This is a genomic window from Mesoterricola sp. JemC181 (assembly GCF_055384585.1).
Genome location: NZ_AP045076.1, coordinates 665,482 through 685,680, shown reverse-complemented (window position 1 = coordinate 685,680; position 20,199 = coordinate 665,482). Strand labels below are relative to the sequence as shown.

Here is a 20,199-nt window from a genome sequence, read left to right as displayed (position 1 = left end):
CGCCAGGAAAGGGCGCGTTCCGGGTTCCAGTGCCTCGTTCGCGCGTCATGGAATCTCCGGATCAGCGGCCCAAACCTTCGCCCGCAATCTTGAGGCGAGTTCGTGCGCCAGACCGGCCCGGACGAAGATGAGTTGCAGGTCGCCGTCCTGGCTGAAGAACGCCTTTGCCTCTTCGGGAACCCGGTAGACGAAGAGATCGGCTGTGCATATGGTTTCCCGGTCGTCATCCAGATAGCCCAGTTCTTCAAGGAGGGCAAACCTCAGACGCTTCGATCGCATGAAATGTTCAACTTCGATCTCCCCGGCTGCTTCCCGGAATCTGATGGCTTCCTCTCGGTGGTCGAAGAACTCTGGTCCCAGGCACATGGTCACTCCAGGCTCGAGGGTGCGCCCTTGGAATGGACAGTGCTTGACGAATGCGGTCCCCGGAAGCGGAAACAAAGGCCGGAGCCCACAATGTTAGCCATCCGGTCGAGAGGCGAACTCCAAGCGGGTGAGAGCGTTTGGCGCGAGATTTCCCGAGTGCAAAACCGATGGCTCAATTTCTGCCTGAATTCACTGAAGAATCGCCGAGAACCTGGCATTGAGACGCCGGGTTCTTCAGGCAAATGGGTTGGGGGGGGCGATGTTCAAGTCCTTCTTAACCCCCCTCGTCCTGTGGGCCCGTAGAGCCTTTTGCGCTCTCGCAAGCAAACAAAAAGGCTGACTTGTAGTCAGCCTTTCCGATTGGTAGCGGGGGCAGGATTTGAACCTGCGACCTTTGGGTTATGAGCCCAACGAGCTACCGGACTGCTCCACCCCGCGCCGGAATAGTTAGCATATCACCGGCGGGGCACCAATGCAAAGACGGATTGCGCTAATCTCAAGGCCGATCCGAGGGAACACATGCAGCGACTGGTGAAAATGGCGGTGGTGGCGTTGGGGTGCTGGAGCCTGGGGGCCTTCGATCCGGGGCACTGGTTCGATAAGCCCAAGTCGTCCAGAATCGCAAATTATCGCATCGAGGCTGCGCTGGACTGGCCTGGGAAGGCGCTGGAGGGGCGGGAGACCATATCCTGGCGCAACACCGGCACGGCGCCCACGGCGGAGTTCCCGCTGCACCTGTACCTCAACGCCTTCAAGGGGCCGCAGACGATCTTCGCCAAGGAGGCCCTGGGCGATCCGGAATTCCGGGGGTTCGACGCCCGGGACCCCAGGAACTACGGATACTGCCGGCTGCGGTCGGTGGCCATGGACGGCAGGGCCCTGGACGGGCACTTCGGGGAGGACGAGACCGTCTACTGGGTGCGCCTGGGCCGCCCCGTGGCGCCGGGGGAGACGATCCGCCTGGAGGTGGCCTGGGAGAGCCGGTTCCCCAGGGCCCTGGCGCGCACGGGGTGGAGCGGGGACGGCACGGGGAACTTCCTCATGGGGGCCCAGTGGTTCCCCAAGGCCGGCGTCTACGAGGGCGACCGGTGGACCTGCTCGGCCTATCACGCCCGTACCGAGTTCTACGCCGACTTCGGCACCTACGACGTGGAGCTGTCCCTGCCCAACGCGCTCCTGCTGGCGCACGTGGGCGCCCAGACGAACTTCAGGACCCAGGACGACGTCACCCCGGACCCCAAGCGCAAGCTCAACGTCATCTGGAAGCTCCACGCGGAGGACGTGCACGACTTCGCCTGGGCGGTGATGCCCTCGCGCAGCTGGAGCTTCAAGAGCTTCGAGTACCGGGGCGTCCAGGTCTTCTGCTACTACCAGCCCGAGAACAAGACCAACCTCGAACGGCAGATGTTCGCCGCGCGGGTCGCCCTGCGCCACGGCGCCGAGTGGTTCTTCCCCTACCCCTACCCCGTGCTCACGGTGGTGGACGTGCCGAAGGAGGCCAGGGGCGCCAACGGCATGGAATACCCCACCCTGGTGACGGCCTCCTCGAAGCGCTTCGACCCCCTCTCGGTCCGGTTCGACCCGGAGATGACCACCGTCCACGAGATCGGCCACCAGTGGTTCTACGGCATGGTGGCCTCCAACGAGGTGGAGGAGGCCTGGCTGGACGAGGGGTTCACCACCTGGTTCACCCAGCGGGCCATGGAGCGCGGCTACCAGAGCATCCACAGCAGCCGCAGATTCCAGGTGGGCACCGACGCCGTCGAGCATCTCGAATACTGGCTGGAGCCGTCCATGGACCCCGTCTCCCGGCCGAGCTTCCTGACCCGGAGCTTCATGTCCTACGCGGTGGCCTCCTATGCCAAGCCCGCCATGGTGCTTGCCCAGCTCGAGGCCATGATCGGCCGGCCCCAGATGGAGCAGGTGATGCAGACCTACGCGCGGGAGTTCGCCTTCCGCCACCCCACGGGCCGGGATTTCCGGCGCGTGGCCGAACGCGTCACGGGGCGGGATCTCACCTCCTTCTGGAGGGACTGGCTGGACGGCACGGAGGTGCTGGACATCGCCATCGCCAAGGTCGAGGTGCGCGAGGTCCTGGAGGGCGGCTGGATGGATTCCCCCAAGGGGGCGGTGTTCGCCGCGCCCCAGCCCGCTGCGCCCGGAAGGCGCGGCGTGATCACGCTGGAGCGCCGGGGCGGGATCCGCGTCCCCGTCACCCTCTGGGTGCGGCTGGAGGACCGTTCCGAGCGGCGCCTCACCTGGGACGGCCAGGACCGCTGGGCGACCTTCGAGTTCGAAAGCCCCGTGACCGCCGCCGTCCTGGACCCGGACGGGAACTACCCCATGCTCAAGGACCGGCTCCATGCCAGCTATTCGGCCAAACCGCTGCGCCGGGGCTTCCACTACTGGGCCCAGATGGTGGTGGGCGCCATCACCGGGCTGCTGCAGGGGGCGGGGATCGGTTGATGCGGGCGCCGCGGGATCTGACAGAATGCTCCTAGCGGGGGTGAGTGCATGAACGTGGCCCAATCCATCATCGACCGGCTCGTCGTGGCCCTGGACGTCCCCACGGGCGCGGAGGCGCTGGCCCTGGCCCGGGCCCTCTCGGGCAGGGCCGGCATGTTCAAGGTGGGGCTCGAGCTGTTCTGCGCCGAGGGCCCGGGCTTCGTGCGGGAGGTGCAGAAGGCCGGCCCGGTGTTCCTGGACCTGAAGCTCCACGACATCCCCAACACCGTCCACCGGGCCATGGAGGCCCTGCTGCCCCTGGATCCGTCCCTGGTGACCATCCACACCCAGGGCGGCCCGGCCATGATCGAGGCGGCGGCCCAGGCCGTGAAGGCCCACCGCCAGCGCGGAGGGCGTACGAGGCTCCTGGGCGTGACCGTGCTGACGAGCCTGGACCGGGAGGCCCTGGCCCGCCTGGGCTCCACCGCCGAGCCCGGCGACCTCGCCCTGCACCTGGCCCGGCTGGCCAAGGAGTGCGGCTGCGACGGCGTGGTGTGCTCGGCCCACGAGGCCGCCCAGGTGCGCGACGCCTGCGGCGCCGATTTCCACCGCCTGACCCCGGGCATCCGCCCCGGGGGGGTCGCCACCCAGGACCAGGCCCGCGTGGTCACGCCCGCCCAGGCCCTTCGCGCGGGCGCCACGTGGCTGGTGGTGGGCCGGCCCATCACCCAGGCCCCGGACCCGGCCGCCGCGGCCCAGGGGATCCTGCTCGACATGGCCGGCGCCTAGTCCATGTCCACCACCTCCCCCCTGGTCTTCCGTCCCAGCGTCGCCCAGCGCGCCCTGGCCGTGCTCCTTTGCGCGGGGTCCTGGCTCGTGGGGCTGCGGGCCATGAACATGCTGGTGGACGCGGTGCAGGGGCTGACCACCATCCTCCACCAGGCCCTGGCCCTGGGCGAGCCCACCACGCGCATCTGGCTGGTGCTGATCATCTCGGTGCTGCTCTGCCTCCTGGGGGGGCTCCTGCTGCTCTTCTCCACCCTGGGACTCGTGCTCATCGAGGGCACCCACGTCCTGGTGGACGAAATGGGGGTCACGGTGGAGCACCAGGGGCTCCCGCGGCAACTGGCGCGCCGTCTGGGGGCAGGGCACCTGCCCTGGAAGTACGTCGCCCGCATGGAGAAGGGGCGGATCTTCTTCCTCCTCAAGGGGGGCCTGCCGCCCCTGGAGCCCCCCTCCGACCTGGCGGCGGCCAATGCCCGGACCACCCTGAAGCTGCTCATGGTCGACGAGCTGGAGCGGCTGGTCCTGGTCATCCTGGAAAAGAGCCCCAACCTGACCTTCAAGGACTAGTCCATGGACCCGATCCACCACCGCCGCCGATGGTACTACGCCCTCTGGTCGGCCCTCCTGGTCCTGAGCGCCGGGGCCCTGGCGCTGTGGGAGAACCCCTCGCGCACCGACCTGGCCTCCCTGCAGGTGGTGCTGACCGTCCCGGGCGCCCCCGGGGGGTCCCGGCTGCAGGCCTGGGCCGGCCCCCGGAAGGCGTGGCCGGGAGCGGCCTGGTCGGGCCAGGGGGCCTTCGCGGACCTTGCCCTTCCGGCCTCCGGAACGGCCACCCTGCCCCTGCTGCGCGTCCCCATCGCCCGCCGCCGGTGGATCCGCGACTACATTCCCAGGGGCACCTGGGACCTGGTGATGCTGAAGGTGGTCCCGCCCTCCGGAGCCCCCAGGTACTATGCCCTGCCCGTCGCCGAGGACATCCGGGTGGGCCTGCTGAGGCCCCGGTACCGGCTCACCGCTTCTATAGATGTTTCATGGGATAACCTCAAGGTCGATGCCGGACCGCCAAATCGGGTACCCTGATTGCTTCCCTTGATTGGAGCCCTCATGCGAATCAATCCGTTCCTGACCATGGCCCTGGTCCCCGCCGCCCTCGTGGCGCAGACCCCCGCCGCCATCGACTATGCTGCGGTCCTCAAGGCCCAGACGCCCGCCGTGGAGGACCTCCTCAAGGACTTCCATCCCGTCGAGGCGCTCCAGAAGGCCGAACCCCTCCTGCCCGCGACCCTGCCCGCCTTCGACAAGAGCGGCCCCGGCGCGGCGATGCAGGCCTCCCTCTCCTTCAGCGGCCTCACCCGCCTCTACCTCCTGAACGTCAAGGCCGCGGCCATGGCCGGGGAGTGGGAGAAGACCCTGGACTACCTCCTCAAGGCCCAGGCCTGCGCCAAGGTCAACTACGAAAGCACCAAGGAGGCCCTGACCCCGCTCCAGGCCAGCTGGACCCAGGCCATCGAGCAGGCCCAGAAGGGCGTGGCCGACGGCGCCGCCCGCATCGCCGCCATCAACGCCAAGGCCGGCCGGAACGCCGCCGAGGAGGCGGAGTACCAGGCCTTCCTGGCCAAGGACAAGGTCTACAACAACCCCAAGACCCCCGCCGAGAAGAACGAGGCCGCCAAGTACCTGAAGGCCAACCTCCCCCGGTTCCAGGAGCTGGAGGCCAAGTCCGTCACGCCCCAGGAGCAGCAGGATCTCGCGGCCTACAAGCAGTGGCAGGCCAACATCGCCAACGGCCCCAAGGCCATCAAGGCCATCCAGGAGAACATCGACGCCACCAAGGCCGAGTACGACGCCTGCGCCCCCAAGATCGCGTCCTTCCAGAAGAGCCTCAAGGACGAGTCCGAGGAGATCGCCAAGGGCGTCGCCGACGTCAAGGTCAAGGGCAAGGTCGTCAAGGAGACCAGCGGTCCCAAGTACGACGAGAAGCGCCTGACCTACTTCGAGAACGTCATGAAGACGAAGGCCAACTACGAGTCGCGGGCGTCCAAGCAGGACAAGCTGAACTTCCTCTTCCGCCTCCGCCACAACGTGATGGGCACGGCCACCGAGAGCAAGGTGAACGAGATCATCGACCGCGTCCGCGCGGACCAGGATCCCTTCCCCGCGGAGAAGAAGGCCGCCGGCAAGGGCAAGAAGGCCAAGTGATGGCGAAGGCCCAGGCCCTCCTCCCTTCCCTGCTGGCCCTGTCCCTCCCGCTGCTCGGCCAGAACCTGCCGGAGAAGTTCAAGGACAACCGCGCGGCCTGGGAGGAGAACCTGGCCAAGGGGGTTTCGGCCCCCGTGCGCAAGGCCACGGAAGCCGTCCTCGCCCAGGACGGCCCCGCCGTGAACCCCTCGGACTACAACGCCATGCACGCCATGGTGGCCGTCATGAGCCTCGCGGCCCGGTCCTGCGTCCTGGAAGGGGCCTGGGAGGACGCCGTGGGCCACCTGCAGAAGGCCTCCCGCGCCGCCGCGGACAACGTGGCGGCCGCGGAGGGGACCTTCGGCCGCATCCGCAAGCAGCATGAGGAGAACCTCAAGACCTGGCGCGCCGAAGTGGCCAAGCTCGACCAGCGCCTCGCGGACATGGACACCCTGGGCGGGCTCACCTCCGACCAGATCAAGACCCGCACCCAGATCCGGGCCCAGCTGGACGAGTACCGCAACGCCATCGCCTCGAGCGAGCGCTCCCTCAAGGAGATCGACACCCTGACCGAGCAGCTGCGCAAGGAGCAGGAGGTGTACGCCGCCTCCCTCGCCGAATGGCAGGGCTTCCTGGCCAAGGAGAAGGCGGACCTCACCCGCAAGGGCTCGGCCGAGGCCTACGTCGCCGACAAGCTGGAGCAGGTGAAGGGTGACGACGCCAAGCCGCTGCCCGAACGCCTGGCCTATGCCCGCAGGCTCCTGCGCCTGGATCCTGAGAGCAACGACTGCAAGCGGCTCGTGAACGGCCTCATGGGCAAGGACGAGGGTCCCCCCACCCCCAAGGCCAAGGCCGCGCCCCGCAAGAAGCGCAGGCCCAAGGCCAAGGCATAAAGCTAGAAGACGACCCCCGCGCCCAGTCGGATGAAGTCGGCCGCCGGCGGGTCGCCCGCGCCGGTGTCGTGGCTGGTCAGGGTCTTGTGGTAGGTGGCCTCGAAGTTCCACCGCCACCGGCCCACGTAGCGCATGCTGTGCCCGATGCCCACGTTCAGGCCCAGGCGGCTCTTGTTGGTGACGGTGTCGGCGTAGAAGCTGGGATCGTCGAGGCTGGCGGTGAAGCGCTCCAGGTCCAGCGCGAGGCCGCCGATGAGGTAGGTGCCGAGGTGCCGCTGGGCATTGCCTCCGCCCACGAAGATCTGCGCGTCACCGCCGATGCTGAACATGGCGTCCTGGGTGTTGACGCGGAACTGGCCCGGCTCGTCCACGTGGCCCGAGAAGGTCTGGCCCGAGAGGTTCAGTCGCCACGCCAGGGAGCGGTCCACGGGGAAGCTGGCGGTGAACTGCAGGCCCAGGGCCGAGTCGTATGACTCCCGGATGCCCGAGCCGTAGGTCGTGCTGTTGAAGGCGCCGGTGGGAACGCCCACCGTCACGCCGATCCCGAAATGGGGTTCCTGGGCGGCGAGGGGGCCGCCCATGGCCAGGGCGAGGGTCGTTGCTGCAGGGATCCAGAATTTCATGTGAGCCTCCAGGTGCTTAGAGCATCCAATTCCATGCCAGGTTGAATTTCCCACCAGCATTCAGGTTATCCGGTCCTCCTCCCCCGAATCCGTGGGGCATTTTGCTTCAGGTGTGGCAACTCTGCGACGGAGGGAGCTAACCTAGAAAAAATGGAGTCGGTCATGGTCTGGAAGAAGGATCTCGAAAAGCTGAAGAAATCCCTGGCGGAGGACCCGGCGCCCCCAAAGGCGCCGCCTCCCAAGCCCAAGCCGACGGAATTCAAGCCCATGGAGGAGGAGGATGCCGTCTTCCTGAGCGCCATGGGCAAGCGGCCCAAGGCCGCCCCCTCCATCACCGCCCCCGCCGCCCCGGCCCCCGCGGCCCCGCCGGCCCCGGCCGAGCCGGGCCTGGATTTCGCCTCCGCCATGGGCGAGCTGAAGGGCATGGTCGCCCTTCCGGCCAACCAGCTCGCGCCCAAACCGGCGCCCAGGCCCGAGCCGAAACCCGAGCCGCCGCCGGTGAAACTGCCCGCGCCTCCGCCGGCCCTGAAGGTGCCCGAGCCCCTGGAGACCCCGCTCCCCGAGCCCCCGCCCGCCCAGCCCGTGCAGATCAACCTGGCCGCTGGCATGGCCATCGACGTGGACGGCACCCTGGATCTCAAGGGCCACGGACGCAACGACGCCGAGGAGCGCCTCAAGGAGCGGATCCTCGACGGCCATGCCCTGGGCTGGCGCACCCTCCACGTCGTCCTGGGCCCCGCCGAGGACCTCCGGAGCATGTTCCTGGAACTGGTCGGACGCTCGGGGCGCATCGCCCGCTATGCCCAGGCGCCCATCCCCATGGGCGGGAGCCAGGCCTGGATCATCTATTTCCGCGGCCCCGGAGCCGCCCCCGAGGCCAATTGACGGTTTTTTCATTCGCCATTTTCCCAGGGGCCTGAAGGCAGTGCATAATATTAAAGGCACCAACCCATACCATGTCCTATAATCCCAACCAACCTTCCCGGGAGAACCTGATGCATAAGCGGACAAGGCTCCATGCGTTTGCGGTCATCTCTTGCCTGGCCATGGGGCTGTCGGCCCAGGAGCCCGCTGCCAAGCAGCCCGGCAAGACCACCGCGGAACCCATCAAGGTCGCCGCCCACTCCTCCCGCTGGGACTATCCCAAGGAGATCACCCCTCCCGAAGGCTTCAAGGTGCACATCGTCGAGAAGGGCGACACCCTGTGGGACCTGGGCAACAAGTATCTGGGCAACCCCTTCTCCTGGCCGCAGATCTGGGAGCTCAACAAGTGGGTCAAGGACCCGCACTGGATCTACCCCGGCGACCCCCTCATCGTCGACGCCTCCCGCTCCGCCGTGGCCCCGGGCAAGGAAAGCGACGCCGCCCCCTACGAGGTCTCCACCCTCAAGCCCGACCTGCGCAGCCGGCCCAAGCCGACGCTGGACGAGTACGCGTACTCCTTCCAGGACTTCATCCAGCTGCCCTTCATCTCCGCCAAGGGCGCCGACGCCTACTTCAAGAACGCCGGCGGCTTCCTCATCCACGGCCACCAGGACCGCACCCGCGGCATCCTCTCGGACGGCGACACGATCTACTTCAACGGCGGCTCCAACCAGGGCATCAAGGCCGGGGACAGGCTCGTGGTGACCAAGGTGCTCGCGAAGGGCTTCTACCACCCCGACGACATCACCCACCGCACGAAGATGGGCGACGTGCTCCAGCAGCAGGGGGTCATCCGCGTGACCACGCTCTACCCGGATTCCTCCGTGGCCATCATCGAGCACGCCCTCGACGGCATCTATGAAGGCGCCTACGCGGTGCCCTTCTCCGAGCCGGCCAACATCGTGGCCAACCTGCGCAAGGACGTGGCCAGTCCCGTGCCCCTCAAGGAACCCCTGGCCAAGATCATCTTCCTGCGCGAGGACCGCCCGGTCGCCGCGGCCGGGGACATGGTCATCATCGACCAGGGCGCCAACCAGGGCTTCAAGGTGGGCGACATCCTCATCACCGCCCGGCGCCGGCCCCTCGACAGCTCGACCATCACGGGCGACCCCGTCAAGGACGCGGCCCAGCCCTCCACCAACTACTTCCTGGGCCAGCTGATGGTGGTGCGCACCGAGGAGGGCACGGCCACCTGCCGCATCCTCCGCAGCAAGGAAGAGGTCTTCGTGGGCGACATCGTCACCCGCTGACGGCCCTGCGCAGCTCCAGCACCGCCCGCCGGCCCCGCGTCGGCAGGCGGTAGCCGTGCGCCGCCAGGGCGTACCCGGCCGGGGCCTCCTCGGGGGCGCCCTTGAGGGCCAGGAAGGGGGCCCCCGGGACGCCGTGGCGCTCCCACCAGCCCAGGAGGAGGTCCAGGGTGCCCACGGCCTTGGCCACGCCCAGGTGGGCGCCCAGGGGCGGGAGATCCTCCGCCCGGCCCGCCAGGGGCCGCAGGTTCGTCAGGCCCAGCTCCAGGGCCGCCTGCTTCACGAAGGCGATCTTCTTCCTGGACTTGTCCAGGGCGAAGACCGTCAGGTCGGGCCGCCCCAAGGCCAGGACGATCGCGGGGATGCCCATCCCCGTGCCGAAATCCGCGACCTTGCTCCCCGGCCCCAGGGTGTCCAGGAAGGGCAGGAGGACGGCCGAATCCAGGATCAATTCTTCAAACCGTTCTTCCATCTCCAGGGATGTCAGCGCGTGGGTACGGCTCCATCGATCCAGAAGATCCAGGTACTGTGTGACGGGTTCCTTCATCCAATCGGGGAGTAGCGGTTCCATTCCTACAAAATACACTTCTGCCTCGACACATGACCAGGATTTTGCCGTATTCACATTACTTACAGCATGGATCGCCTGGAAAATCCCTGGATAGCCCTTGGCTCATTGCGTGCGCAATTAGAGGTTTAGGTTCCCAAGATATTCAGGGGAAATTGTCAATTTCAGTGACGGTATTGACAATGGTATTAAGGGCACAAATACTGGACAGATCTTGAAGACTCTCTTTGAGCGAGGACCATATGAGCGCCGCACAAAAACCTTTTAAGATTGATTGGTCCAGCCGCAGCAAGCTCAGGGGCCCCGGTGACCGCTCCCTCGGGGATCTATTGCTCAAGCTCCGCGACCGCCTGGCACCGAAAGCCGAAGGCATATCCATCTCGTACCTCGACGACCGCGCGATGCGGAAGCTGAACAGGGAACACCGCGACATCAATCAGACGACAGATGTCCTCAGCTTCCCGGCAAACCCGGAAAAAGGCGCCTTCCAGCACCTAGGAGATCTGGTCGTCAGCCTGCCCATGGCCGAGAAGATGGCCAAGAAGCTGGGCGTCAGCCGGCGGCGGGAGGTCGAGACCCTGATCATCCACGGCTTCCTGCACCTCTGCGGCCACGACCACGAGCAGGACGGCGGCGAGATGCTGGCCCTGCAGGCCGAACTGGAGCGGGAGTTCCTGGAGGCCGAGCCCCTGCCCATGGCCGTCAAGCGCGGCCGCAAACCCGGCAGCAAGGTCAAGCGCCTCAAGGACGGCAGCCGGGTGGTGGTGACCGGCCGAGCGGCCCACGCCCTGGTCCGCAAGGAGGCCGCCAAGAAGGTCAAGCCCGCCAAGAAGGCGGAGAAGGCCCCCCGCAAGGCCGCCGAGAAGCCCAAGCGGGCCCCGGGCCGCCCCCGCAAGGCGGTCGAGGCGGCCGCGGCCCCCAAGCGGGTCGTGCGCCGCAAGCGTCCTCCCCTCCGGTCCGGCGTGCTGGGCTGAAAACCGAGCCTGGAAGAGGGCGCGGATCCCTTGTAAGATAGACGTTCGGCCGTTTTGCGGCCTTGGACTGGAGCCCCTGTGCTGAATCTTCTAATGGGCCTTGGCGCCGCCATCGGCGTGGTCCTGATCCTCCTCCCGCTCAGAGTGACGCTGTGGATCGGGGTCCCCCTGGGACTGGCGTGCGGGATCGCGCTCTTCATCTGGCGTTCGCGCCAGGTGCAGAACCAACTGGAGGCGATCTTCAACCGCGCCGGCGAACTCATGAAGAAACAGCAGTTCGACCCCGCCATCGAGGTGATGAAGGAGGGCTACGCCCTCTCCCGCTGGCAGTTCATGGTCAAGGGCTCCATCGACGGCCAGATCGGGGTCGTGCAGTACGTCCGCAAGAAGAACGACGAGGCCGAGCCCCTCCTGCGCACCGCCAGCTACCAGCACTACATCGCCAAGGCCATGCTGGGGATCCTCCAGTGGAAGCGCGGCGAGAAGAAGCTGGCCAGGGAGACCTTCACCCTGGCCCTCAAGGCCGGCAAGAAGGAGAGCCTCCTCTACGCGGTCTATGCCTACGTCCTGAACGAGATGAAGGACCGGGACAAGGCCATCGAGGTGGTCAACAAGGGCCTGGCGATCTGCCAAGGAGACGAGCGTCTCGCGGCCCAGCGCACCTGCCTTCAGAACAACAAACCCATGAAAATGAAACTCTACGGCGAACAGTGGTACCAATTCATGCTCGAGCGGCCCATCATCCGGCAGGAACCACCCCCCTTCGCCCGGATCTCCAAGCGCTCGATGAGAGGCTGACCTTTCCCTTTTTCGGAGTATTCCATGTCAGGCCACAGCAAATGGTCCACGATCAAGCACAAGAAGGGCGCCGCTGACGCCAAGCGGGGCAAGGTCTTCACCCGGATCCTCAAGGAGATCACGGTCGCGGCCCGCCTGGGAGGCGGGGATGTGGCCGCCAACCCCCGGCTGCGCCTGGCGGTGGATACCGCCAAGGGCAGCAACATGCCCAAGGACAACTGGGAGCGCGCCATCAAGAAGGGCACCGGCGAGCTTGAGGGCGTGACCTACGAGGAAGTGCTCTACGAGGGTTACGGCCCCGGCGGCGCGGCCATCATCGTGGAGGCCCTCACCGACAACAAGAACCGCACCACCCCCGAGATCCGCAGCTACTTCTCCAAGTTCGGCAACGAGCTGGGCGCGGCCAACTCCGTGTCCTACATGTTCACCAAGCAGGGCCAGATCGTCGTGGACGGCGAAGTGGCCGAGGACACCGTCATGGAGGTGGCCCTGGAGGCCGGCGCCGACGACGTGCAGGGCGAGGAGGGGGCCTGGATCATCAGCACCGACCCCGCCGCCTACCAGGCCGTGAAGGACGCCGTGGACGCCGCCAAGCTCCCCGTGCTGGAAGCCAAGATCATCCGCACCTCGGCGGTGCGGGTGGACATGAACAACGACAAGCTGAAATCCTTCCTGAAGCTCATCGACCTGCTCGAGGACAACGACGACGTCCAGAACGTCTGGACCAACGCCGACTACGACGAACCCGAGGAGTAGCGCCTACCCGCTCCCGCGCCAGGGTTCCCACGGCCGTTCCGCTTTCGCGGAACGGCCGTGGGACGTTTCAGCGTTCGGATACGCGCTGGAAGCGGAATTTCACCCGCCTTTGCAGGGCCCTGCCCTCGGGGGTGTCGGGGTTGCCTTCCAGCTGGGAGTCGCCGTGCGCTTCGGCAGCCAGGAGGGCGGGGTCCATGCCCAGGGCGACCAGGTGGCGCACCGCGGCCTGGGCCCGCTGGGAGCTGAGGTCCAGGGCGTCCTGGCCCTTGGCCCGGCCCTGCTCGTCCTGGGCGGTGTGGCCCTCGCACACAAGGGTGTAGCCGGGGTACTGGAGGGCGATCTCGGAGATGCGCTTCATCATGGGCTCGAAGCTGGGGTCGAAGGCCGATCCGCCCTCGCTGAAGAGGAGGCCTCCCCGGAAGCGCACCACCTGCATCTTCACGCCGTGGTCCTGGCCCTCGACGGGCTTGAGGTCGTTGAGGAGCTTCTCCAGGTCCGCGGCGCGCTCGGGGGCGATGCCGGTGTGGCCGGGGAGGACGCCCTCCCCCTTGGCGCCCAGCTCGTGCTGGAGGGCCAGGAGCACCTCCTGCACCTTGCGCTGGTCCTGGGAGGTGAAGGAATAGATCACGGCGAAGAAGGCCATGAGCTGCACCATGAGGTCCGCGAAGGTGATGAACCACAGGCCCTCGTAGTCGTCCTTCCGGCGCTGGGACCGGCTCAGGATCTTAGCCACGGGGGGCTCCGGCCCTGCGGGTCTTGAACCGGGGCGCCAGGGAGGCGTTGAGCTGCTCCTCCAGCTGGCCGGGGTTCATCTCGTCGGCGATGCCCAGGACGCCCTCGAGGATGAGGCGCTTGCGCTGGGCCTCCTCCCGGCTGCGGAGCTCCAGCTTGCCCGAGATGGGCAGGGCGAAGAGGTAGGCGATGACCGCGCCGTAGAGGGTGGACAGGAGGGAAAGCGCCATTCCCAGGCCGATGCCGCTGGGGTCCTTCAGGCTCGCGAAGAGGTGCACCATGCCGATGAGGGTGCCCACCATGCCGAAGCTGGGGGCGGCGGTGGCGATGAAGCGGAAGATCTCCTGGCCCAGGCCGTGGCGCTCCTGGGTGGCGAAGATCTCCTGGCTCAGCACGTCGCTGATGTGGTCCCGGTCCACCCGGTCCACCACCATGCGGATGCCGGCCTGCATGAAGGGGTCCGCGGGCATGTGCCGCTCCAGGCCCAGGACGCCCTCCCGACGGGCCCGCTGGGACAGGCCCACCAGCTCGTTGACGATCTCCTGGTGGGCGGCGGGGTGGGTGAAGAAGGCCTGGGTGGCCACGCCGAAGGCGCCGCGCACGGCTCCCAGGGGGAACCGGATGAGGGTGGAGGCGATGACCCCCCCGACCACCACGATCATGCTCTCCGGGTGGATGAAGTACCGGGGATTGGGCCCCAGGGAGATGGCCAGCACCAGCAGGCCAAGGCCCAGGAGCAGGCCGATCAGGGTTCCACGATCCATGGGGCGCCTCGGAGGGATTGATGACAGCTAGAGGTTACCAAGGAATTCCCGTGCCGTTTCACCCCAGGGCGAGGCCGGGGGGGAAGCCCATGGCCAGGCGGACCATGGCGATGGACGGATCCACGCTGCCGTCGCACCTGCGGATGGTCACGGGGGGCGCCACCACCGGGAACCCCGCGGCCTCCCCGAACCCCTCCGGCAGGTCACCTTTCCGGCACCCGGCGAACAGCGCGATGCCGTACGGCTCCCCCTCCTTGAACACCACGTCCTGCCGGCGCATGAGGAGGAGCTCCGCTTCCCGGTAGGCCTTCTCGGCGCGGTCGATCTGGTCGGAGGGGAACACGCACGCGAAGAGCCCCCCCGGCGCCAGGATGCGCGCGGCGGCCTTGGCGTAGTCCCCGATGTCCCCCCGCACCTCCAGCCGGGCCGGAATGGCCTGGGGATGCGCGGCCTCGGCCTTGGAGCCCACGGGCCAGTAGGGCGGCGAACCCAGCACCAGGTCGAAGGGTTCCTCCCCCGCGAACAGGTCCGGGTCCCGCAGGTCCCCTTCGTGGATGGTGTAGCGGTCCTGGAGGCCGTTGTAGGCCACGCTCTTGCGGGCCAGGCGCGCGGAGATGGCCTGGGCCTCCACGGTGTGGATCCGGGCGCCGGGGCAGCGCCAGGCCACGGAGGTGGCCACGCTGCCGATGCCCGAGCCCAGATCCGCCACCCGGGCCGGCCTCGGGCACCAGGTGGTGCCGTACCAGGCGGTGAGGATGTCGTCCGTGGAGAAGCGGTGGCCGCGCCGGTACTGGAAGAGCCGGTAGTGGCCGGTGATGAAGTCCAGGGTCTCGCCCTCCTCGGGCTCGACGCCCCCGGGGGGCCTGGGGCCGGGCCGGGTCCAGCCCTTGTAGACGTCGTCAGTCATCGGTCTCCCCGGGTTCTTCCTCGACGCCGTCGAACAGCCCGCCCTCGGGCAGGGGCGGCTCCAGGCGCGCCAGGGCCAGGGCCTCCAGGTTCGCCTCGCCGAAGTCCCCCAGCCGGGGCAGGTCGTTGAGGCTCCGCAGGCCGAAGTGGACCAGGAACTTCATGGTGGTGGCCCACATCATGGGCCGGCCCACCACCGCCTTGCGGCCGGCGGGGGTGATGAGCTCGCGCTCGGCCAGGCTCTTGACCTGGGTGGAGCAGCTGGTGACGCCGCGCAGCTCGTTGATCTCGGGGATGGTCACCGGCTGGCGGTAGGCGATGATGGCCAGGGTCTCGATCTGGGCGGGGGTGAGCTTGCCGCTGCGGGTGATGGTCACCAGGCGGCTGATCATCGCCTGGTACTCCGGCGCCGCCGCCAGGCGCCAACCTCCCCCCACCTCCAGCAGCCGCAGGCCCCGGGGCGGCACCAGCCGCTCCGCGAGCTTCTCCAGGCCCAGCCGGATGGTGCCTTCGCCCAGTCCCGTCAGCTCCTTCAGCCGCGCCATGTCCAGCACCTCGCCGCTGGCCACCAGCACCGCCTCCAGGGCGCCGGGCAGGTCCCCGCCGGCCTCCCACAGGGGCTCGGAATCCTGGAAGATCTCGTTGCCGTCCGTCACCGGAACAGCCCCAGGCGCTGGCCCACCCGCACCGGTCCCGCCGTCAGGGCAGGCTCCCACCGGGCCGCGCCGGGCCCGCCGATGAGCAGCACCACGGTGCTCCCGAACTGGAACGTGCCCAGGTCGTCCCCGGGGGCGCAGGGCAGGAGGTCCACGGGCAGCGACCCGTCCCGGGGGAGGGTCCGGCCGCTGAGCCACCGCCCGTCGATGATCACGCCCCCCACGTGGGTGGCGCCCACCGCCACCGCGGCCACCTCCAGCCCCTCGTCGGGGCCCGCGCCCAGGGCCACCCAGGTGGCCCGGCGGTTGCGCTCGTAGAGGCGGGGGACATGGGTGGTGCTGGCGTCGTTCACGGGCCAGAGCTCCCCCTCCACCCGGCCCACGGCGGTCACCAGCCCGCGGATGGGAACGTGGATGCGGTGGTAGTCCCTGGGGGACAGGTAGAGGGTCAGGTAGTGGCCCCCCTCGAAGCGGGCCGCGCCGGGGTCGTGCTTGAGGAGCTCGCCGATGCCGTAGGGGAGGCCCTTGGCCTGGATGGCCCGGCCGGCCTGGATGCGGCCGGAGGCGATGAGGAGGCCGTCCACGGGGCTGTTGACGCAGCCCGGGGCCTCCGGGGCCTGGGGCCTCAGGCCGGGCTTCAGGCGCCTCGTGAAGAGGGCCTGGAGGCTGGGGTAGTCGGCCAGGGGACGCTCGGCTTCGGCCATGTCCAGGCCGTAGGCCCGCACGAAGCGGCCCAGGACGGCCTCCCGGAGGCCTCCCGGGAGGGTGCGGCCGGCGGCCCACCCCGCCGCGGCGGAGCCGAGCTTCTTGGGGTAGACGCGCAGGAGGGAAAGGGAAAGGGGCCAGGAAGTCATTGCCAACCAAGTTATCACGCCCAGGGCGCAGCCCAGGATCAGGACGGCGGTCCGGCGGGACCTGGGGCGGAGCTTCATTTTCCACATAGTGACAAATTAACCTACCTGATTAGTCATGTTATATTCGATCTTTTTTTATTGATAGGGGTCACATTCCGGACTCCCGTGCCCGAATATCAGCGATAATCAAGGGTCCCCCCACCCCTTGATCCCTCATTCCCCAGGACGGATCCAAGCAGGTACTTGGGGAAAACGAAGTCATCTTCTCACGACGAAGGAGACGCCCATGTCCAGTGCTCACCATGCACCCGCCCCAGGGGATTCCCTCGCCTCCCGCCTGCGCCATGAGTTGGGCATCAACCTCAACCACTGCTACCAGTGCGGCAAGTGCGCCGCGGGCTGCCCGGTGGCCGAGGACATGGACAACACCTCCTGCCAGACCCTGCGCCTCCTCCAGCTGGAACGGCCCGAACTGGATCGCCGGGTCCTGGAGAGCGAGGCCATCTGGCTGTGCCTGGCCTGCGAGACCTGCTCCACCCGCTGCCCCCAGGAGGTGGAGGTGGCCAAGGTCATGGACTACGTCCGCGAGGCCTCCCTCGCCCTGGACCTGGCCCATCCCAGGAGCAGGGACATCCTGGCCTTCCACCGCGCCTTCCTGGACTCCATCCGCGTCACCGGCCGCCTCTATGAAATCGGCCTGGTGGCCGACTACAAGCTGCGCAGCCGCCACCTCATGAAGGACGTGGGGCTGGCCCCGAAGATGTACGTGCGCGGCAAGCTCCCCCTCCTGCCCCACTTCATCAAGGGCCGCAGCGGCATGAAACGGATCTTCCAGCTCACGCTGGGAAAGAAGAGGTGACCCCATGAAGATCGGCTACTACCCCGGGTGCTCCCTCCTCGGCTCCTCAAGGGAGTTCGACGAATCCGTCAGGGCCCTGGCCCCCGCCCTGGGCCTCGAGCTGGTGCACGTCCCCGACTGGAACTGCTGCGGGGCGTCGAGCGCCCACGTGCTGGACCACAGGCTCGCCCTGGCCCTGCCCGCGCGCATCCTGGCCCAGGCCGAGGCCGCGGGCCTCACCGAGATCCTGGCCCCCTGCGCGGCCTGCTACAACCGCCTGTCCACGGCCCGGGACACCCTCGAGAAGGACCCCGCCCTGGCCCGGGAGATCGAGGCCATCATCGAGCAGCCCGTCACCGGCAAGGTGCGCATCGTGAACATCCTCGAGGTGCTGGACCGGTTCAGCGACGTCATCCCCGGGAAGATCACGAAGCCCTTCGCCCACAAGGTGGCGTGCTACTACGGGTGCCTCCTGGTCCGGCCCCCCAAGGTGCTGAAGTTCGACCGCGCCGAGGACCCCCGGTCCATGGACCGCCTCATGGCCGCCGCGGGCGCGGCGCCCCAGGAGTGGAACTTCAAGACCGAGTGCTGCGGGGCGGCCTTCTCCGTCACCCGCACCGACCTGGTGGCGAAGATGAGCGGGAAGATCGTCGACAACGCCGTCAAGCACGGCGCCGAGGCGATCGTCGTGGCCTGCCCCATGTGCCAGTCCAACCTGGACATGCGCCGGCCCGAAATCAACGCCCACCTGGGCGCCGACCACACGATCCCCGTCCTGTTCATCACCCAGGCCCTCGGCCTGGCGATGGGCATCGACGCCAACCAGCTGGGGCTGCAGCGGCACATGGTGCCCGCCGTCATGACCCCAGCGGCCGTCTGAGGAGCCTGCGATGTCACGTATCGGCGTATTCACCTGCCACTGCGGAGAGAACATCGGCGCCACCGTCGACTGCGCCAAGGTGGCGGAGTGCACGAGGAACGTCCCGGGCGTCGTCCACAGCGTGGACTACAAGTACATGTGCTCGGACCCCGGCCAGACCATGATCAAGGAGGCCATCAAGGAGCACAACCTCACCGGCGTGGTGGTGGCGGCCTGCTCCCCGCGCATGCACGAGCCCACCTTCCGCAACGCCGTGGAGGAGGCCGGGCTGAACCCCTACCTCTGCGAGATGGCCAACCTCCGCGAGCACTGCTCCTGGGTGCACGAGAAGGTTGATGCCACCACCGACAAGGCCGCCGACCTCATCCGGGTCATGGTGGAGAAGGTCAAGCACAACACGCCCCTCCTGCCCATCCGCGTGCCGGTCACCAAGCGCGCCCTTGTGCTGGGCGGCGGCATCGCCGGGATCCAGGCGGCGCTCGACATCGCCAACGCCGGCCACAAGGTCGTGCTGGTGGAGAAGTCCCCCTCCATCGGCGGCCACATGAGCCAGCTCTCGGAGACCTTCCCCACCCTGGACTGCTCCCAGTGCATCCTCACGCCGAGGATGGTGGAGGCCGCGCGCCACCCCAACATCACCCTCATGACCTACGCGGAGCTGGAGAAGCTGGAGGGCTTCATCGGCAACTTCAAGGCCACCATCCGCAAGAAGGCCCGCCAGCTGGACGAGAAGCTCTGCACCGGCTGCGGCATGTGCATCACCAAGTGCCCCCAGAAGAAGATCCCCGACGAGTTCAACGAGGGCCTGGGCAAGCGCAGCGCCATCTACGTCCCCTTCCCCCAGGCCGTGCCCAACAAGCCCGTCATCGACAAGGACAACTGCACCTTCTACAAGTCCGGCAAGTGCAAGGTGTGCGAGAAGATGTGCCCCACCGGCGCCATCCGCTTCGACCAGCAGGACGAGCTGGTCACCCTGGACGTGGGCGCCATCGTGCTGGCCACGGGCTTCAAGGTCATGCGCACCGACAAGTTCCCGGAGTACGGCTACGGGAAGTACGCGGACGTCATCGACGGCCTGCAGTTCGAGCGCCTCGCCTCCGCCTCGGGCCCCACCCTGGGCGCCATGAAGCGCCCCAGCGACGGCAAGGCGCCCGAGACCATCGTCTTCGTGGCCTGCTCGGGCAGCCGGGACCGGGCCAAGGGCGTGCCCTACTGCTCGAAGATCTGCTGCATGTATACCGCCAAGCACGCCATGCTCTACAAGCACAAGATGCACCACGGGAAGGCCTACGTCTTCTACATGGACATCCGCAGCGGCGGCAAGGACTACGACGAGTTCGTGCGCCGGGCCATCGAAGAGGACGACGTGAAGTACATCCGCGGCCGGGTCTCGCGCATCTACGAGGAGGACGGCCAGCTCATCGTCAAGGGCGCCGACACCCTCCTGGGCGGCGAGCCGGTGGAGATCAAGGCCGACATGGTGGTGCTGGCCACCGCCGTGCAGGCCCAGGACGGCTCCGAGGAGCTGGCCCAGAAGCTCCACGTGAGCTACGACCCCTACCACTTCTTCGCGGAGAGCCACCCCAAGCTCAAGCCCGTGGAGACCAACACCGCCGGCATCTACCTGGCCGGGGCCTGCCAGGCCCCGCGGGACATCCCCGAGACCGTGGCCCAGGCCTCGGGCGCCGCCGCCAAGGTGGCCTGCCTCTTCAGCCGGGACGAGCTCACCCGCGAACCCGTGGTGGCCGTGGTGAACCGCCTTCCGGCGCCCACGTTCTCCTACTGCGTGGGCTGCTTCCTGTGCCAGAGCGCCTGCCCCTACCAGGCAATCGAGGCCGAGGAGATCCGCGGCCGGGACGGCACGCTGATCAAGACCCTCGCCAAGGTGAACGCCGGCCTCTGCCAGGGCTGCGGCACCTGCGTGTCGACCTGCCGCACCAAGGCCATCGACATCCAGGGCTTCAGCAACGAACAGATATTCGCCGAACTCATGACCCTCTGAGGGGATGAA

The 20,199-nt window shown here is 67.8% G+C and carries 22 protein-coding genes and 1 tRNA gene; 14 read left to right on the top strand and 9 right to left on the bottom strand.

Annotation, left to right across the window (positions count from 1 at the left end):
- Positions 1 to 45: 45 nt before the first annotated feature.
- Complete coding sequence (locus ACZ5MC_RS03120) at positions 46 to 366, bottom strand: hypothetical protein (RefSeq protein ID WP_464517020.1); 321 nt, start codon at positions 364 to 366, stop codon at positions 46 to 48.
- A gap of 361 nt (positions 367 to 727) precedes the next feature.
- Positions 728 to 804 (bottom strand) — tRNA-Met (locus tag ACZ5MC_RS03115).
- Between the two features lie 81 nt (positions 805 to 885).
- Between ACZ5MC_RS03115 and ACZ5MC_RS03110 the strand changes: the two genes are divergently transcribed.
- The 6 genes from ACZ5MC_RS03110 to ACZ5MC_RS03085 are packed head-to-tail and all read left to right on the top strand — an operon-like array spanning position 886 to position 6,668.
- Complete coding sequence (locus ACZ5MC_RS03110) at positions 886 to 2,832, top strand: M1 family metallopeptidase (protein WP_464517019.1); 1,947 nt, start codon at positions 886 to 888, stop codon at positions 2,830 to 2,832.
- A gap of 48 nt (positions 2,833 to 2,880) precedes the next feature.
- On the top strand, positions 2,881 to 3,600 hold the full coding sequence (gene pyrF, locus ACZ5MC_RS03105; protein WP_306598821.1) for an orotidine-5'-phosphate decarboxylase: 720 nt from the start codon (positions 2,881 to 2,883) through the stop codon (positions 3,598 to 3,600).
- Positions 3,601 to 3,603: 3 nt separating this feature from the next.
- Positions 3,604 to 4,164 carry a hypothetical protein gene (locus ACZ5MC_RS03100; RefSeq protein WP_306598820.1) on the top strand — a complete coding sequence of 187 codons (561 nt, stop codon included), beginning with the start codon at positions 3,604 to 3,606 and terminating at the stop codon, positions 4,162 to 4,164.
- 3 nt (positions 4,165 to 4,167) lie between these two features.
- Complete coding sequence (locus ACZ5MC_RS03095; protein ID WP_464517018.1) at positions 4,168 to 4,677, top strand: hypothetical protein; 510 nt, start codon at positions 4,168 to 4,170, stop codon at positions 4,675 to 4,677.
- Between the two features lie 24 nt (positions 4,678 to 4,701).
- Positions 4,702 to 5,796: a hypothetical protein gene (locus ACZ5MC_RS03090; protein ID WP_464517017.1), complete on the top strand. Its 1,095-nt coding sequence runs from the start codon at positions 4,702 to 4,704 to the stop codon at positions 5,794 to 5,796.
- On the top strand, positions 5,796 to 6,668 hold the full coding sequence (locus ACZ5MC_RS03085; protein ID WP_306598817.1) for a hypothetical protein: 873 nt from the start codon (positions 5,796 to 5,798) through the stop codon (positions 6,666 to 6,668). Before ACZ5MC_RS03090 ends, ACZ5MC_RS03085 begins: the two co-directional genes overlap by 1 nt.
- A gap of 2 nt (positions 6,669 to 6,670) precedes the next feature.
- On the opposite strand, the gene ACZ5MC_RS03080 is transcribed toward ACZ5MC_RS03085, so the two are convergent.
- Positions 6,671 to 7,291, bottom strand: a complete 621-nt coding sequence (locus tag ACZ5MC_RS03080; protein ID WP_306598816.1) for an outer membrane beta-barrel protein — start codon at positions 7,289 to 7,291, stop codon at positions 6,671 to 6,673.
- 162 nt (positions 7,292 to 7,453) lie between these two features.
- On the opposite strand from ACZ5MC_RS03080, the gene ACZ5MC_RS03075 reads away from it, so the two are divergent.
- Positions 7,454 to 8,176: a Smr/MutS family protein gene (locus ACZ5MC_RS03075; protein WP_464517016.1), complete on the top strand. Its 723-nt coding sequence runs from the start codon at positions 7,454 to 7,456 to the stop codon at positions 8,174 to 8,176.
- 110 nt (positions 8,177 to 8,286) lie between these two features.
- Positions 8,287 to 9,465 (top strand): LysM peptidoglycan-binding domain-containing protein, encoded by a 1,179-nt coding sequence (locus tag ACZ5MC_RS03070; protein WP_306598814.1) that lies wholly within the window; start codon positions 8,287 to 8,289, stop codon positions 9,463 to 9,465.
- Here the strand turns inward: ACZ5MC_RS03070 and ACZ5MC_RS03065 are convergent.
- On the bottom strand, positions 9,455 to 10,009 hold the full coding sequence (locus tag ACZ5MC_RS03065; protein ID WP_464517772.1) for a 16S rRNA (guanine(527)-N(7))-methyltransferase RsmG: 555 nt from the start codon (positions 10,007 to 10,009) through the stop codon (positions 9,455 to 9,457). The genes ACZ5MC_RS03070 and ACZ5MC_RS03065 overlap by 11 nt on opposite strands.
- Before the next feature lie 350 nt (positions 10,010 to 10,359).
- Between ACZ5MC_RS03065 and ybeY the strand changes: the two genes are divergently transcribed.
- The 3 genes from ybeY to ACZ5MC_RS03050 all read left to right on the top strand — a co-directional run bounded on the left by ybeY (position 10,360) and on the right by ACZ5MC_RS03050 (position 12,558).
- The gene (gene ybeY, locus ACZ5MC_RS03060; RefSeq protein ID WP_306598813.1) at positions 10,360 to 11,004 is read left to right on the top strand and encodes an rRNA maturation RNase YbeY; all 645 of its coding nucleotides are present in this window, start codon (positions 10,360 to 10,362) and stop codon (positions 11,002 to 11,004) included.
- A 78-nt stretch (positions 11,005 to 11,082) separates the two neighbouring features.
- Positions 11,083 to 11,802 carry a hypothetical protein gene (locus tag ACZ5MC_RS03055; RefSeq protein ID WP_306598812.1) on the top strand — a complete coding sequence of 240 codons (720 nt, stop codon included), beginning with the start codon at positions 11,083 to 11,085 and terminating at the stop codon, positions 11,800 to 11,802.
- A gap of 24 nt (positions 11,803 to 11,826) precedes the next feature.
- Entirely contained in the window at positions 11,827 to 12,558 is a 732-nt protein-coding gene (locus ACZ5MC_RS03050; RefSeq protein ID WP_306598811.1) for a YebC/PmpR family DNA-binding transcriptional regulator, read from the top strand.
- A gap of 67 nt (positions 12,559 to 12,625) precedes the next feature.
- On the opposite strand, the gene ACZ5MC_RS03045 is transcribed toward ACZ5MC_RS03050, so the two are convergent.
- Genes ACZ5MC_RS03045 through asd form a run of 5 tightly spaced genes read right to left on the bottom strand, consistent with a single transcriptional unit; the run spans position 12,626 to position 16,548 of the window.
- Positions 12,626 to 13,291, bottom strand: a complete 666-nt coding sequence (locus ACZ5MC_RS03045; protein WP_306598810.1) for an OmpA/MotB family protein — start codon at positions 13,289 to 13,291, stop codon at positions 12,626 to 12,628.
- Positions 13,284 to 14,054, bottom strand: coding sequence for a motility protein A (locus tag ACZ5MC_RS03040; protein ID WP_306598809.1), 771 nt, complete (start codon positions 14,052 to 14,054; stop codon positions 13,284 to 13,286). Before ACZ5MC_RS03040 ends, ACZ5MC_RS03045 begins: the two co-directional genes overlap by 8 nt.
- Before the next feature lie 58 nt (positions 14,055 to 14,112).
- Positions 14,113 to 14,961, bottom strand: a complete 849-nt coding sequence (locus tag ACZ5MC_RS03035; RefSeq protein WP_306598808.1) for a tRNA1(Val) (adenine(37)-N6)-methyltransferase — start codon at positions 14,959 to 14,961, stop codon at positions 14,113 to 14,115.
- Positions 14,954 to 15,616: an SMC-Scp complex subunit ScpB gene (gene scpB / locus ACZ5MC_RS03030; protein WP_306598807.1), complete on the bottom strand. Its 663-nt coding sequence runs from the start codon at positions 15,614 to 15,616 to the stop codon at positions 14,954 to 14,956. The genes ACZ5MC_RS03035 and scpB overlap by 8 nt, the downstream gene beginning before the upstream one ends.
- A complete protein-coding gene (gene asd, locus ACZ5MC_RS03025) occupies positions 15,613 to 16,548 on the bottom strand; it encodes an archaetidylserine decarboxylase (protein ID WP_464517015.1) in 936 nt (311 codons plus the stop codon). The genes scpB and asd overlap by 4 nt, the downstream gene beginning before the upstream one ends.
- A gap of 208 nt (positions 16,549 to 16,756) precedes the next feature.
- Between asd and ACZ5MC_RS03020 the strand changes: the two genes are divergently transcribed.
- From ACZ5MC_RS03020 to ACZ5MC_RS03010, 3 genes are read left to right on the top strand one after another with little or no spacing between them, the layout of a single operon-like run.
- Complete coding sequence (locus ACZ5MC_RS03020; RefSeq protein WP_306598805.1) at positions 16,757 to 17,329, top strand: 4Fe-4S dicluster domain-containing protein; 573 nt, start codon at positions 16,757 to 16,759, stop codon at positions 17,327 to 17,329.
- Positions 17,330 to 17,333: 4 nt separating this feature from the next.
- The gene (locus ACZ5MC_RS03015) at positions 17,334 to 18,188 is read left to right on the top strand and encodes a CoB--CoM heterodisulfide reductase iron-sulfur subunit B family protein (protein WP_306598804.1); all 855 of its coding nucleotides are present in this window, start codon (positions 17,334 to 17,336) and stop codon (positions 18,186 to 18,188) included.
- A gap of 10 nt (positions 18,189 to 18,198) precedes the next feature.
- Positions 18,199 to 20,190: a CoB--CoM heterodisulfide reductase iron-sulfur subunit A family protein gene (locus ACZ5MC_RS03010; protein ID WP_306598803.1), complete on the top strand. Its 1,992-nt coding sequence runs from the start codon at positions 18,199 to 18,201 to the stop codon at positions 20,188 to 20,190.
- Positions 20,191 to 20,199 lie beyond the last annotated feature (9 nt).

Bases quoted from the DNA above. Each gene is read 5' to 3' on its own strand.
- ACZ5MC_RS03040 (WP_306598809.1), bottom strand. From the start codon at position 14,054: ATGGATCGTGGAACCCTGATCGGCCTGCTCCTGGGCCTTGGCCTGCTG.
- ACZ5MC_RS03100 (WP_306598820.1), top strand. From the start codon at position 3,604: ATGTCCACCACCTCCCCCCTGGTCTTCCGTCCCAGCGTCGCCCAGCGC.
- ACZ5MC_RS03075 (WP_464517016.1), top strand. From the start codon at position 7,454: ATGGTCTGGAAGAAGGATCTCGAAAAGCTGAAGAAATCCCTGGCGGAG.
- ACZ5MC_RS03015 (WP_306598804.1), top strand. From the start codon at position 17,334: ATGAAGATCGGCTACTACCCCGGGTGCTCCCTCCTCGGCTCCTCAAGG.
- ACZ5MC_RS03110 (WP_464517019.1), top strand. From the start codon at position 886: ATGCAGCGACTGGTGAAAATGGCGGTGGTGGCGTTGGGGTGCTGGAGC.
- ACZ5MC_RS03080 (WP_306598816.1), bottom strand. From the start codon at position 7,291: ATGAAATTCTGGATCCCTGCAGCAACGACCCTCGCCCTGGCCATGGGC.
- ACZ5MC_RS03050 (WP_306598811.1), top strand. From the start codon at position 11,827: ATGTCAGGCCACAGCAAATGGTCCACGATCAAGCACAAGAAGGGCGCC.
- pyrF (WP_306598821.1), top strand. From the start codon at position 2,881: ATGAACGTGGCCCAATCCATCATCGACCGGCTCGTCGTGGCCCTGGAC.
- ACZ5MC_RS03035 (WP_306598808.1), bottom strand. From the start codon at position 14,961: ATGACTGACGACGTCTACAAGGGCTGGACCCGGCCCGGCCCCAGGCCC.
- ACZ5MC_RS03090 (WP_464517017.1), top strand. From the start codon at position 4,702: ATGCGAATCAATCCGTTCCTGACCATGGCCCTGGTCCCCGCCGCCCTC.
- ACZ5MC_RS03085 (WP_306598817.1), top strand. From the start codon at position 5,796: ATGGCGAAGGCCCAGGCCCTCCTCCCTTCCCTGCTGGCCCTGTCCCTC.
- ACZ5MC_RS03120 (WP_464517020.1), bottom strand. From the start codon at position 366: ATGTGCCTGGGACCAGAGTTCTTCGACCACCGAGAGGAAGCCATCAGA.
- ACZ5MC_RS03020 (WP_306598805.1), top strand. From the start codon at position 16,757: ATGTCCAGTGCTCACCATGCACCCGCCCCAGGGGATTCCCTCGCCTCC.
- ACZ5MC_RS03065 (WP_464517772.1), bottom strand. From the start codon at position 10,009: ATGAAGGAACCCGTCACACAGTACCTGGATCTTCTGGATCGATGGAGC.
- asd (WP_464517015.1), bottom strand. From the start codon at position 16,548: ATGAAGCTCCGCCCCAGGTCCCGCCGGACCGCCGTCCTGATCCTGGGC.
- ACZ5MC_RS03095 (WP_464517018.1), top strand. From the start codon at position 4,168: ATGGACCCGATCCACCACCGCCGCCGATGGTACTACGCCCTCTGGTCG.
- ACZ5MC_RS03010 (WP_306598803.1), top strand. From the start codon at position 18,199: ATGTCACGTATCGGCGTATTCACCTGCCACTGCGGAGAGAACATCGGC.
- ACZ5MC_RS03070 (WP_306598814.1), top strand. From the start codon at position 8,287: ATGCATAAGCGGACAAGGCTCCATGCGTTTGCGGTCATCTCTTGCCTG.